Genomic DNA, 12,959 nt, shown 5'->3' on the forward strand with positions numbered 1-12,959 from the left:
ATCATCCCCTAATATCGTTATCTAAGATGGAGTCGGTGCTATGACTAAAAGAGAGATCACTATTGTTAGGTGATGTTTTCATGAAACGATAAAACCACCCATCTAAAAACAACCATAGTTCGCTCTCCACTACTTCAAACATATATGAAAGTTCGCTTTCTACTTGGCTATGAACACTCATTGTTATAATTTTTTCTCTTTCTAGCCCGTAACCGTAAAAGTTGCCGTATAGCTCAGAAGAGTCAGGAACATGGCCCTCTTCACTCATTATATTATGCTCTTTTATTTCATAAATTGGATCTTGATAAACCACCCCATCCCAAAATAAGAACTCATTTTTCTTTACGGATATATTCATATTCAACCGATTTAATGCCTCACTTCTACTCGTTAAACCACCTCGATAGCGTTCGATATCCTCTAAAGTATAATCACCATAAATCCGCTCAAGCGACTCATTACAATCAGCATTTTCTGCAAAAGCTGAAAATGAAAAGAATAAAGCTAACAACAGCAAGTATGATTTAAATGCATTCACCATCGCTCATACACTCCTTTTGAAAACATTTCCCACTCTTCAGCTCTTCGATTTATCAAGCCTTGATTCACTTTACCTTGGGATATATTCCATGCCTTCCATGCTTCTTCAAGAGAAGGGTAAGGTGTTACCGCCTGAGGATCATTTATTAACTTAGCTGCTGATGATGAGCTAAAACTATTAATTCCAGTGTTATAAGCCAGCATAACAGCAGCATCAAATTGGTGAGGTTCAAGCGGAACGTTAATAGTGCGGTTTACTATGTCGACGAACGGCGCTAAGTCATCCTCAAAAACTTGATCAGCTTGCTCTGCGGTAATTCCATTTTGATAGATTGGCCATTCTGGTTGTGCAATAAGATGACCATAGCCAATCGTTGCTCCGGGTACCCACCGGGATATTTCTTCGCCTGTTTGATCGTCGTAAGGCATCAAGCGCAGCCTTTCAACATCTTTCAGCCACGCTTTACCCGCTTCACTCAAAGCCGACGAACTAGCAGGTGGAGAGAAATCATTTTTTACCGACTCAGGTTCATTAGAATGTACGGCAGAAACCATGGAAGCCATAAATGACATTGCAGGAGCGCCACCAGCCCCAGATATTTCCCCACCCTCCCCTGAACCAGAGCCAATCACTACACCGCCGCAATCCACTGCGTGGCCCGTGAGTGCGGCTGGTTTGCCGTCAATTAAAATAGAGCCTGATCCCTGCGCGATGGCACGGGGGTGCGTTGAGTGGTTGGGCTTGTCATGCGGCGCCAGGGGGTCACCCACCCGGGCAACCGGTTTGCCGTCCATCATCACGGTGCCGCTGCCTGCGGTAACGGGCGTGGCTGGAAAGCCATCGTGGTCGGTGCCCATATCACCCACGAGTACAAACTTCTGGCTCATTGTTAATACTCCTTTATTGCGGTTCCGCTTACTCGTCCCACCTATTCATCCCACTTGGCGGGCGCTTCATAGCTGGCCACATCAAAAGCGTCTACGAATTGACGGTTAAACCCTGCCGCTTCAAGACTATCAATGGCCGAGTGGCAGGCGAGTGGCAGGCGTATTTGCAGCGGCACCCCATTAAGGCTGCGGCGCACCGCCATCAGCAGCCGTGTGCCGTGACCACTGCCTTTCCACTCCTGACCGATGTAGAAAAACCGCAGTTGCCAAGCTGCTTCATCATCTGGCCGACAGGCGAGCACCATGCCGAGCGGCGGCCCTTCCCCATGGCGGAGGGCCAACAAACGCCCCTGCCAGTGGGCGACCTGACCCTCTTCACGCTGTAGCCACAGGCCACGATGAACGGTGAATTCCAGCGCCCGGCGCAGGGTTTCCAGTACGCTGCTGTCCCGGAGTACCCAAGGAGAATGCCCCTTCGCATCGGCGCGGTAGACGGCCTCGATAAAACTATCGATATCCTCTCCGCGCGCGTCTTCTAACGGAGGGGAGCGTTTTCTCCCCTGACGTTTCTGGCGGGCAGTGGGTTGGGGCGAGCCTGAGGTAAATAGCCGCTTAAGTTTGGTCAGCATTGCCACCTCGCTCCGCGTAAAGTGCTGACGGCAGCTGAAATCCTGACGCCAGTGGTCGCGTAAATGGGTTCGGCGCGCCGCTGGCAAACAGGCGATAGCGCATCGTGCCGCCGTCTACGTTGAAGCGCAGTTCAAGTTCTCGTTCACTAATACTGGTGATATCGGCCTGTTCCAATAAACGGAACCACGCCCAGGGGCCATCTTGGCTCACACTGCGGGGAGAGCGATTAATCTCACTGGGCACCATGGTGACGCGGCTTTCCGTTCCACCGCGCAGTGTATTCGGCCAAATCATCGACACACGTTGACTGACGCTATGAGCGTATTCGATCAGTTGGCCATCCACGCTAATGACACTGCGCCGCTTATCGGGGCTTAGGCTAACCGGCTCAAGGGCAAACTCCACATCCAAAGCGCCATCGCGGCTAAAGTAGGCGCGACGGATCTGTTCGGCCTGCTGTATGGCCGTGTGCAGGCTATCGCGCAACAGTGAATTACCCTCGGCATCCACTAAGTACTCCGGGGCGCCTTCAATAAAGGGTTTTAAGCTCTCTTCATAAAAGGCATCTAACGTACCTTCTGGGGCAAAAAAATCTTCAAAGTCGCTCAACGCCACTTCACGACTGGCACCGGGGGCGAGCGGATAACGGCCCGCCAAGCGCTCTTGATAAGGCGCGACGACGTCGTCCAACCAGCGGTGCTCCAAGTGGCGCGTTGCACTCGCCATCATCAGTTGCCAGCTCTGATTGGCCAAGTCATGCAACATGCTACCTACCGGCTCGGGGGTGTTGTCCGCGATGCGCTGTAGGTTATAGATCGGGTCATCACCGCGTAGCGAGAGCCGGTCTCGTACATTGATGAAAGCCGCACGCCCGGCATCGCTCGACTCTTCAATCTCAAGCAAGTAGTCACGCAACGCCGTTACCGCGGTTTTGATCTCCTCTAGTGAAGAGGGATTGTCGTTACGCTCCTGGCTGAGCTGATTAATCGGCGTGAAAGGCTGCTCAATGGCGAGTGCAAGCTGGTAACGCTGGGACTGTTGCAGCGCTTTGCGCGCCTGCTCATCATCAACGGGTAGTTCAGGATAGAGGCTGGTATTGCGCTCAACGGCTGCCAACAGCCGATCAAGCGGTCGCTGTGACCCCACCAAGGCATCGGCCACCACGATGGCCTGATGGATATCTGGAAGAGGAACCAGTTGGGTATCCCGCAGGGCATCGCGCCAACTGACATGGTAGTCACTGACATAATGCTCGCGCAGCGCTGTTTGCAACTGCTGCTTATCGGCCTCACTAAAATTGATATTATCGCGCTGACCCAGTACCCATACATCAATCAATGCCAGCTCTGTGGCCCGCTCGAGCTCCTGTAAAAAGTAGTTTTCAAAGCCATCTCGCGTGACCAAGTGGGGCAAACGAACATGCTCAGGGTCATCATTACGCGCCATAAACACCGTATCGAACAACGTACCTACGCTGCGGCGCAGATCAAGCGGATTGCCTTGACGGCTACCGGCAGCTTTTAGGGCGGCATAAACACGCTCATCAATCGGTTGGCGCGAAAGCTCTTCTTGCGCAGCGTTCAAGCTGCCACGAATGGGGGCCATCGCCTGGGCGGGGAGCTGCTGCCCTTCAGCAATATGTCCCTCTATATCGCTATGCGCCAAGGCATAGTCCAGATGGGTTAAGAGGCGCTCTTGAACCTCGCCCTGCTGGGGAAAATAGCCTTGCCAGCGCTGAGCCATGAAGCGCTCTACCCGCTCTGGCTGACGGCCGCTGGCATCCGACATCATGCGCAGCACACGCAGTAGCGCCAGTTTCTCGTTGCTGCCCTCTTCGGCGCGATTCATATCGTCCATAACGCCGATCATCAAGGCAGGCAGGAATTGATGCTCAAGCATGGCGAGGTAAGCGCGCTCAATCTGAGCACCAATGATATGGCCCTGATACAACCCCATATCCGCCAGATAAGGCGTGTGCGTGCGGTATTCGGAGAACGTTTCTAGCGCATAGCGCAACCTGTCCAGAGGCTCTAAAAACTCATAGCCACTGGGGTCATCGCTTTGGAAAGCCTCAGGCTGGGTAGCTAAAAACGTTTCTGCACGCTCTTCGACAGCGGCCAGGGAGACGCTGTTTTTTTGATAAAAGTGTGACCAGCCTCCTACCAACCCTATGCCCATAATCAAGCACGCGGCTAGGCTGATATTGCGGGCCCGGCGTCGGCGCTGGGTAACTCTGGCGTTATCACCCGCCAGCCCTGCTTCGGGGTAAATGACTTTCTCAAATAATTCTTCGGTGAAGTAGAGCGCGCTGCGGGTCGCTCGGTGAGCAGGCTGAACACTGTCATCCATGCCATAGCGACGAGCAGCGGCATCGACAAAGGGATCTTCAGGAACGCCTTGCTGATACACGGACGTAAAGTAGGCGCCTCGAACCATCGCGGCGGTCGAGAAGCGGTCACTTGATAATGCCTCGGTCAAGAAGCCGAACAGTACATCGCGTAGCCCTGCCAACTGACGCACAAAGCGGAACACAGATTCACGCTCTTCGCGGTCACGACATTCCGACAACATCGTCGGTAACAGCTGATTCAAGCGCGCCAGCATGGCGTCGTAGTCGGTCTCAAACTCTGACTCCCACTTACCTGGCGTTTCCATGGACGCCGGGCTAAAGGTAAACCCAAGCGGTGCGCGACGAGCCTCACGGGAGTAATGTCGAAAGAAATCATCAAAGCCGTGCAGCAAGTCCATTTTGCTGAACGTGACATATACCGGCAGCCGGGTGCCGTGACGCTCCATCAACTCTCGTAAACGGCTGCGTAGCAGCGCCGCATAGCCCTTACGCACCGCCACTTGGGCATGGCTCAAACGGGCAAGATCTAGCACCAGCACTACGCCATCCAGCGGTCGCTGGGCACGGTTGCGCTCTAACCAATCAACAAAGTGACCCCAAAGCCTGCTTTGCAACGCCTGGGGCTCGCCCCCCTCCATGGCACCTTGCGTCAGCAGCTCCCCATCAGGGTCGATCAATACGGCTTTATCACCAATCCACCAGTCAAAACCCAGCTGCCCTTGCTTGCTGCTTTGGCCAGAAGCCTTCATAACATGGGTAAGCGCAAAGTTTTGACCAGAGCGATTAATCAGGCTGGTTTTGCCCGCGTTTTCGACTCCCATGACCAGATACCAGGGCAAACGGTATCGGCTACTATGACCACCACCCAGGCTCTCAGTGATTTCGCTTAATACGTTATTAAGAGAGGCTTCCTGACGCTCAACTTGCGACATAATCGGGTCTTGTTGGCGTGCATCTTCTTGCTGACGTTCGTCATCCAACGCCCGCAGTCGACGTGCTAAACGAACACCCCATACCACGGCAATTAAAGTAACGACCACCAGCGTAGCTAACAGGCGATTCGTTAAAGGGGCAAGGGGCATAACACCACGCACTTGCCAACTGGGCCCCCACCACCAAATCGCGACGAGTAGTCCGATGAGCAGTACAGCCCATAGCAACGTTGAGAGCCGCAATAACCCTTTGGCCTTATTACCATGCGCCTGAGCACGGTTTTGAGCTGATTGTGCCCGCGACATGCCTGGCACCCAACGGCTTAGCTTTGATTTTAATGTTGACCACATTAGTCTTTGTCCCTCGTCCCTTTAATGATGAACATTATGAGTGCGTCTCTTTAACCGCTGCTTTAAGGCGTGATACCAGCGCAGGCTCCCACTGCTCTAGCGCCAGCTCAGCTACGCTGCGATGCAGGGTGTGATAGTGCTGCTGCGCGATGCTTTCCAGCCCGGCTTCCTGTAATAGATCGGCGCTAGCTAATCGCCAATAGGCGTTTTCACGGGGTGAGCGGGCAGCGCTTAAGCCTTGATCAAGTACCTTTAACGCTGCGCCAATATCCCCCTTTCCTACCTCTTCGCGAGCCTCTTCAAGGCCCATCTGCCATGCATCGCTACCATGGCTATCTCCGCCGCTGCCCCCTGATGCACTGCTATATAGCCAACGCTGTGTTTCATCGTCGACAAACCTTGCTCCATTGTTGAATGTCAGCGCTTCAATACCTGGCAGCCGCTCAACAAACCGTTGTGCTTCATCACGAATCGCCTCCGCACAACGCGAGTGCCCCAGCTGCTTGGCCAACCCTGCGCTGAGTCGATGTCCCTCTAACCAGTAAGGGCTAACCGCCAGGCTATTCTCAATCCGCTGCCAGAGTTCGCTGTCACCGCCACGTGCAAGTGCTTCGCGATAATCGGCAATCCGGTCTGCCGAGACCGGCGCTAACTCTGTTTTTCGTAGGGCGTCCGCCTCCGCTTTAGCCGCGGGTAGCGCTTGTATTGCGCTCCAGACTGCATAGCGGCGAAGGCGATAGGCGAGAGGCTCGCCTGGTGACTGCTCACTCAAAAAATCGGCCATTTTGAGCAGTGCCTGACGATTAGAGCGCTCATTGCCCGCTTCTAAACGCAGCTCTGGCACTTTCGCAGGCGCCTGGGCGGAAGCCTGGGCTGGGGGTATTTGAGACGCCTCATGACTAGCGGTTGCTGCATTGCTACCCTCCGGCTGGGGAGGTTTATTGACACTCCCTGAAGAGGACGAGGGAACTGGACGCTGGGCCACTAGTTGACGCTGCAATTCATTCAGCGCGTCTCCGGGTAGCGCATCCTGCTCTACTCGTGCCTGTAGCTCAGTGAGCGCGGTTTGGCAGGCCTCGTACTCATCTTCAGCGTTATGGAAATCAAGCCCGGCGGCGAGCTTCACACTTCGCTGGGTAAATTGCTGAAATAGCCTTGGGCGCAGCTTGACACCACGCGGGCCATTAAATGGGTAAGCATGTTCCCACCAGGGCTGCCCCAACGCGCGCCGAAGTAAGCGCAGGGAGAGTGCAAAGCGCACACCGTTACCATCGTGTTGTAGGCAGTGCAGTAAATGACCTAACACTTTCAAGTCTTTGCCACGCTGACTAAGCATTTGAATAGCCAGTGTTTCAGCGGTTTCCCAGGCGACATTAGCGTGTTGCAACGAGCCGACTTTCATCATTTCAGCATCAAGTGCCAGATAGTCGTTCGTCTCTTCTAGTGGCTCACCCACCGGGTGGTCATGTTCGTTACCGGCCAGCGGTGCCAATAATGGGTCAAGATGAGCTTCAGCGGTAATACGCATAGTGTTCTCCCTTACCAACGACACGCTTCGCGAAGCGGTTGAATGAGTTGGCGGAGATCGGTGATATCAAAACGCAGCCCATTTAGACTCGGCACATCGCTAGTGATAGTGACGTCATTGGCTCCCAGCAATTGGCGAAGCGTTTCGATGGCAGGCAACCCTCGGCCACCATTGATGACATGACCACCATCACGGACTCGCCACTGCTGGTGTACGCTGGCGCTATGGGTGCCTAGCTGTATATCAACACGGGCATTATCGATAGGCTCCGGCAAATGCAGCTGAAAGCGCGTGATCTGCTTTTCACACGCCATCACCATAATGGGTCGTGGCGGCGTGGTCCCCAACGCGGGAACGCTCATCAACACGTCATCACCGGCCGTTTGAACGATGACACCCAAATCATCGTCCTCGCGCCCGCTCTCCTGACGTTCAATGGCGTACCATAAATCGGGCAGCTCTCTGTCATCAGTCGAGGCGGTCGCTGTACGAAACACATCGTCATAGCAGCTCAAACGCTCTAATCGTGAGGTCTCATCCGCACATGCCAAAGCGTTTGCAACCATTGTCTGGTGTTCGTCTGCCAGCGCATCCGAACTCCCCAAAGCAGCGATGATGAGTAGTCCCCAACATGACCACTGGCGGATTGGTAACGTCACTCTCATTTTGTATCCAGTTCTAGCAGTTGGCATTTATGTGCCAGTGTTCGCTTAGGTAAGCCAAGGCTTGCAGCGGCTTGGGCGCGATTGCCACCAAAATGCATTAACCGCTGGCGAATGATCGCGGTTTCAACATCGCGTAGCGCTTGGCGCAAGTCATCAATATCACTCGGTAAAGAGAACACCGCGCCACTTACTTGGGATGTGGGTGCCATTTGAGCGTCGTTATCCTGCTCCCCCGGTATTAGATAGGCGTCAATATCCGCGCCCTGCGGCGTCATAGCACAGGCATAATCGATCAGATTTTTTAATTCGCGTACGTTGCCCGGGTAATCACGCTGCTTCAGTAAGCGCAATGCCGCCGGGGTAATCCCCATGTCGTCACGCGCTTCCCGTGTGCAAAAATCGGCAATGAACGATTGCGCCAACTGGGCAATGTCATCGCGCCGCTCAGCAAGCGGTGGCAGAGTGAGCGGGAATTGACCCAAACGGTAATAGAGGTCGGCACGAAAATGCTGCGCCCGAATATGTTCGCGAAGCGGCTGATGGGTAGCGGCGATTAACCGTAAGTCCGCACAGCGCTCTTCGCTGGCCCCTAGCGGGCGGTAGCGGCCACTTTCTAGCACTCGGAGCAGTTTGGCTTGCAGTGCTAGCGGCATATCACCAATTTCATCCAGAAACAGCGTACCGCCATCAGCTTGGCTAATGAGCCCCTCCTGAACCTGATCTGCGCCTGAAAATGCCCCTTTGGCATGGCCAAACAGCTCGGACTCAAGCAAGGCTTCGGGGATAGCGGCGCAATTAATGGCCATAAAAGGGCCTTTCGCCCGTCCGGAGAGTTGGTGAAGTGCACGCGCCACCCGGTCCTTCCCGGTTCCCGTTTCCCCTTGCAACAACACGGCGAGGTTAGTTTCAGCCGCCCGCACCACTTGGCACCGCAGCGCTTGCATAGCAGTGGATTGTCCCAGTAACTCCTGGGCTAATTGGTCAGCCAACCCTTGCCGCCGCGCGCCATCGTTAAGCTTGACTAACGAATCACGCAGTGCCCGCGATCGATGGCGTTCGCCCTGCTCCCGCGACAAACGCGCCCACAGCCTACTTAACAACGCCTCGAATGCGGCCATCCCAGGATCGTCATTGAGAGCCCCAATAGCGCCTTCTTCCCCCACCATTAACAGTACACCCAGCCACTCTTTCTCATTATCCTGGGCACGCAGCGGTCTTACTTGAAGTCGCTTCTTAGCCCCCAAATGAACGACCTGGGCTTGAAACCCAGCATGATCCAACCTCGTACGGGCATCACCAACGCTTAATGTGAGCGCTTTACCACTGCGGACCACATGCGCATATGGATGGTTAAAGTCACTGCAATCAAACTGTGCCGTATCACCATCACGTCCAAGCCAACGTCCACTCCCATCTATATAAAGGCACTCAGCGCTATCAAGTCCTAATCTATCGCATAGCACCTGGGCTGCACGTTTGCGCAGCACTTCTGCGCTACCACTTTCCACCAAGGCTAAGGCGATGGGCATGGCCGTTAGTGGCGAAGGTGAGCACGCACTGTTGCTGGCGAAGGTGTTGAGGGCTTGAAGCGTCATGATGTCACGCGACCTCCGCCGTGAAAGAGCCGTTTTCAGTGTGCACGCCCAACGCGACCCGACTCACTTGCTCCCGTCGCGCCATACGTTCGAGCAGCGCTCTAGACAGTGGTGGCAACAGCTCGCCATCAATCACCGATTCCAGCATCCGTGCACCGTTTTCGCTCCGCGTCGCACGTATACAAATCGCTTCCGCCAAGCTGTCATCAAGTACCACCTCGGCATGACGATGACGCTCACGAATTCGTGTTGCCAACGTATCCAGTTTGGTTTTCACAATATCGCGCAAGGTATCCCCGTCCAGCGGCAAGTAAGGCACCACTTCCATACGCGCCAATAGCGCCGGTTTGAAAAACTCAGCCAGCACCGGATAGAGCGCTGCATCCAGCGCTGCTGGGTCATCGCCGTAGCTGACGATAGCTTCGTAGCCCAAATTAGACGTCAGGAAGAACAGCACGTTTTTGCAATCAATCACGCGCCCTTCACCGTCGGCCAATTCACCTTTATCAAACGCCTGGTAGAAGAGGTTAAGCACATCGGGATGGGCTTTTTCGACTTCATCCAGCAACACCACCGAATAAGGGCGCTGGCGTATCGCTTCGGTCAGTAGTCCGCCTTCACCAAACCCAACATACCCAGGCGGTGAGCCGATCAGGCGTGAAACCGTATGTTTTTCTTGGTATTCGGACATATTGATCGTGGTGAGAAATTGACGGCCGCCATATAGCTGATCAGCAATTTGCACCACGGTTTCGGTTTTACCGACGCCGCTGGGGCCTACCAATAGAAACGCACCCAATGGTCGCCCTGGGCGACGTAGATCAGCACGGGCGGTTAATAGGTGGCGGTGGATACGCTCAATCGCACTGCCCTGCCCCTGGATTAGCGCATCCAGATGGGTCGGCAATTCGGTGAGACGAGTTAGCTCGTCACTGGTCATGCGCTCAACCGGCACACCAGTCCAATCGCCAATCACCTGGGCGATCTGGGCTTCTTCTACGCTAGGGTTGACCAGTGCAAACGCCTTTTGCAGCTGGGCCAGCTGATGCTCTCGTTCGGAGAGTTCTTGATGAATACCCTCGGGAAGTTGATCTACAGCATCACCATCTGTTGCCTCTAGCAGTTGGCGATGTAGCGCCACGATGGCATCGACGCATTCGCGCTGCGCTTGCCAGGCGGCTTCCAGACTTGCCAACTCTTCTTCCAACTTGGCTAAGCGCTCGGTTAAGTCGTGGTGGCGCTCGCTATCCGGTTCGCGCCCCAGCAGACGTTCGCGCTCGACCTGATCGCGCTCGCGCAGTGCGGCGATATGTTCACTTTGAAGATGACTGAGCTTACGGGGCGGGGTATCCAGGGCTTGCGCCAGCCGAGTACAGGCGGTGTCCAGCACATCAATGGCTTTATCGGGCAATTGCCGACCAGCCAAGTAACGGGCAGACAGCGCGGCAGCTGCACGCAGACCGCTATCGCCAATCAGCACACCGTGGGCGCGTTCATACACATCGCGTAGGCCGCGTAAAATGACCAGCGCCTGTTCAACGCTTGGCTCGGAAAGCGCAATCGGCTGGAAGCGCCGCGACAGCGCCGGGTCTTTTTCAAAGTACTTTTTGTACTCACGCCAAGTAGTGGCGGCGATGGTACGCAGCTCGCCCCGCGCCAGAGCTGGCTTGAGCAAGTTGGCCGCGTCACCGCCGCCCTCCTGATTGCCCGCACCGATCAGTGTATGTGCTTCATCAATGAACAATAGCGTGGGCCGCGGGGCATTCTTGACTTCGTCGATCACCGCTTTCAGGCGTTTTTCAAATTCGCCTTTTACCGCAGCGCCAGCTTGGAGTGCGCCTAAATCAAGGGTAAGCAATTCAACATCGGCCAGCGCAGCGGGTACTTGTCCAGCCACAATACGTGCCGCCAAGCCTTCTACCACAGCACTTTTACCTACCCCCGCATCGCCAATGACGATGGGGTTGTTTTTACGCCGACGCCCCAGGATATCGAGCATTTGGTCGATTTCCGGGTCACGCCCGAGAACGGGGTCAAGCTCACCATTGCGGGCTTGCTCAGTCAGGGAGGTGGCAAAACGGGCCAGCGCACTGTCATCGCTAACAGGCTGGGCAACCTGACGTTTGCTTGTGCCCGCACTATCTCGCGGTGCCTCCGCTGAATCTGCTGTTAAGCGTTCTAAGTGACGGCGCAAATTTTCGCGATTGATATCTTCCAGTAACGCCACGCTCTTCGGCCCCAAGTAGCGAGGGGTACTGTGCAGTAGCGCAGTGAACAGCACCCCACTGCGTAGCGTTTGATGTCCATACTCAGTGGTTGCCAGCAACCAGGCATCCTGGAGCAGCTCGACTAATAGCGGTGAAAAGCTAGGGGTCGATACTTCGAGATCCCGAGGTGGGCGGCTCTCCTCCGCCATTCTTGCTCGCAATGTTTCTACATCAATATCCAGTGTTTCCAACAGCAGGCGCACATCACACAGCGGCTGGTCGACCAGCGCCAGCAGCAGGTGCCCGGTGGTCACTTCGGGTGCTTGCTGTTCGGCGCACAGTACGGCGGCCTGTTCCAGGCCCTGACGAGCAATTTCATTGAGTCGACTAATAAGCGCCGGTAGCTCTACCCTGAGCATGGGATCTCCTAACGGTAAATTTGGTTAAGAAGCGAGGTAATCTGTTCGGCTTGCTGATCAAGTGACCAGGAAAGACCCAGATACACTGCCACCATGGCGATTCCAAATAGGGTAAAGATTCCCCATATAGGAAATCCGCTGCGGGTGCCTTGGCGGCCTTTTACGACATTCCGCAACGGTTGGGTAAGCGCGTCTTCAGGCGGCTGATCAAGCGTGGCTAATTGGTCACCTAACGCCCGGACGATTTGCTCGTACTCATCGCGCCCGTGGGACATCACCCGGTAACGCCCTTCAAAACCAAGGCATAGGCAGAGATAAATAAATGCCAGCATGTCGCGGTAGCGCTGAGGCTCTTGCTGCAGGCGCGAAAGGATCGAAAATACTTTTTCGCCGCCCCAAGTTTCATTATGAAAGCGTGTTAACAGCGAGTGTTCAGCCCACTTACTCTGACGCCCCCAGGGCATTCCCATGACGGCTTCGTCGATGAAGGAGCAGAGAACGTAGCGGTATGCGAGCAACGTGGCTCGGTCATAACCCTGCTCTGTCAGCTCAATTTCGATGGCAGCAATCTCATCAACTACTTGGCGATAGAGGCGTTCCACATCACCTGCACTGTCGAGCTGACGAACGCGCACCACCATACCGAGCAGACTGCTGGCGGCATCCACCAGCGGGTTGAGATTGTGCCCGCGCAATCGGAACCAGTAGTCCTCGTCAGCATCCAACTGCTCGGCATGGCTATGGATGAGATGTTCCAGGCCACGCTCATTAATCAGATCTTCATGACGCACTTTGTCGCTTGCGCCACGTGGTCGTACAGAGCGTTGATCTTCAGTTGCAAGATATTGCATGGC

9 protein-coding genes are annotated in these 12,959 nt (G+C 54.9%); all 9 read right to left on the reverse strand.

Annotated elements, in window-relative coordinates; all coding sequences use genetic code 11:
* Position 1: 1 nt before the first annotated feature.
* The gene (locus tag AC5TBW_RS15960) at positions 2-541 is read right to left on the reverse strand and encodes a hypothetical protein (protein WP_495509498.1); all 540 of its coding nucleotides are present in this window, start codon (positions 539-541) and stop codon (positions 2-4) included.
* The gene (locus tag AC5TBW_RS15965) at positions 535-1,428 is read right to left on the reverse strand and encodes a type VI secretion system PAAR protein (protein WP_495509499.1); all 894 of its coding nucleotides are present in this window, start codon (positions 1,426-1,428) and stop codon (positions 535-537) included. The genes AC5TBW_RS15960 and AC5TBW_RS15965 overlap by 7 nt, the downstream gene beginning before the upstream one ends.
* Positions 1,429-1,469: 41 nt before the next feature.
* The gene (locus AC5TBW_RS15970; RefSeq protein ID WP_495509500.1) at positions 1,470-2,057 is read right to left on the reverse strand and encodes a GNAT family N-acetyltransferase; all 588 of its coding nucleotides are present in this window, start codon (positions 2,055-2,057) and stop codon (positions 1,470-1,472) included.
* A complete protein-coding gene (tssM, locus tag AC5TBW_RS15975; protein WP_495509501.1) occupies positions 2,041-5,646 on the reverse strand; it encodes a type VI secretion system membrane subunit TssM in 3,606 nt (1,201 codons plus the stop codon). The genes AC5TBW_RS15970 and tssM overlap by 17 nt, the downstream gene beginning before the upstream one ends.
* 79 nt (positions 5,647-5,725) lie before the next feature.
* Complete coding sequence (tssA, locus tag AC5TBW_RS15980; protein ID WP_495509502.1) at positions 5,726-7,219, reverse strand: type VI secretion system protein TssA; 1,494 nt, start codon at positions 7,217-7,219, stop codon at positions 5,726-5,728.
* A gap of 11 nt (positions 7,220-7,230) precedes the next feature.
* Entirely contained in the window at positions 7,231-7,884 is a 654-nt protein-coding gene (gene vasI, locus AC5TBW_RS15985; protein ID WP_495509503.1) for a type VI secretion system-associated protein VasI, read from the reverse strand.
* Positions 7,881-9,479, reverse strand: coding sequence for a sigma-54 interaction domain-containing protein (locus AC5TBW_RS15990; RefSeq protein ID WP_495509504.1), 1,599 nt, complete (start codon positions 9,477-9,479; stop codon positions 7,881-7,883). Before AC5TBW_RS15990 ends, vasI begins: the two co-directional genes overlap by 4 nt.
* Before the next feature lie 4 nt (positions 9,480-9,483).
* On the reverse strand, positions 9,484-12,105 hold the full coding sequence (gene tssH, locus AC5TBW_RS15995; protein ID WP_495509505.1) for a type VI secretion system ATPase TssH: 2,622 nt from the start codon (positions 12,103-12,105) through the stop codon (positions 9,484-9,486).
* Between the two features lie 8 nt (positions 12,106-12,113).
* Positions 12,114-12,956 carry a type IVB secretion system protein IcmH/DotU gene (gene icmH / locus AC5TBW_RS16000; RefSeq protein WP_495509506.1) on the reverse strand — a complete coding sequence of 281 codons (843 nt, stop codon included), beginning with the start codon at positions 12,954-12,956 and terminating at the stop codon, positions 12,114-12,116.
* Positions 12,957-12,959 lie beyond the last annotated feature (3 nt).

The organism is Vreelandella sp. ssv (assembly GCF_059448525.1).

Excerpts from the sequence above, each read along its gene's own strand:
- AC5TBW_RS15960 (WP_495509498.1), bottom strand. The coding sequence starts at position 541 with ATGGTGAATGCATTTAAATCATACTTGCTGTTGTTAGCTTTATTCTTT.
- AC5TBW_RS15965 (WP_495509499.1), bottom strand. The coding sequence starts at position 1,428 with ATGAGCCAGAAGTTTGTACTCGTGGGTGATATGGGCACCGACCACGAT.
- AC5TBW_RS15970 (WP_495509500.1), bottom strand. The coding sequence starts at position 2,057 with ATGCTGACCAAACTTAAGCGGCTATTTACCTCAGGCTCGCCCCAACCC.
- tssM (WP_495509501.1), bottom strand. The coding sequence starts at position 5,646 with ATGTCGCGGGCACAATCAGCTCAAAACCGTGCTCAGGCGCATGGTAAT.
- tssA (WP_495509502.1), bottom strand. The coding sequence starts at position 7,219 with ATGCGTATTACCGCTGAAGCTCATCTTGACCCATTATTGGCACCGCTG.
- vasI (WP_495509503.1), bottom strand. The coding sequence starts at position 7,884 with ATGAGAGTGACGTTACCAATCCGCCAGTGGTCATGTTGGGGACTACTC.
- AC5TBW_RS15990 (WP_495509504.1), bottom strand. The coding sequence starts at position 9,479 with ATGACGCTTCAAGCCCTCAACACCTTCGCCAGCAACAGTGCGTGCTCA.
- tssH (WP_495509505.1), bottom strand. The coding sequence starts at position 12,105 with ATGCTCAGGGTAGAGCTACCGGCGCTTATTAGTCGACTCAATGAAATT.
- icmH (WP_495509506.1), bottom strand. The coding sequence starts at position 12,956 with ATGCAATATCTTGCAACTGAAGATCAACGCTCTGTACGACCACGTGGC.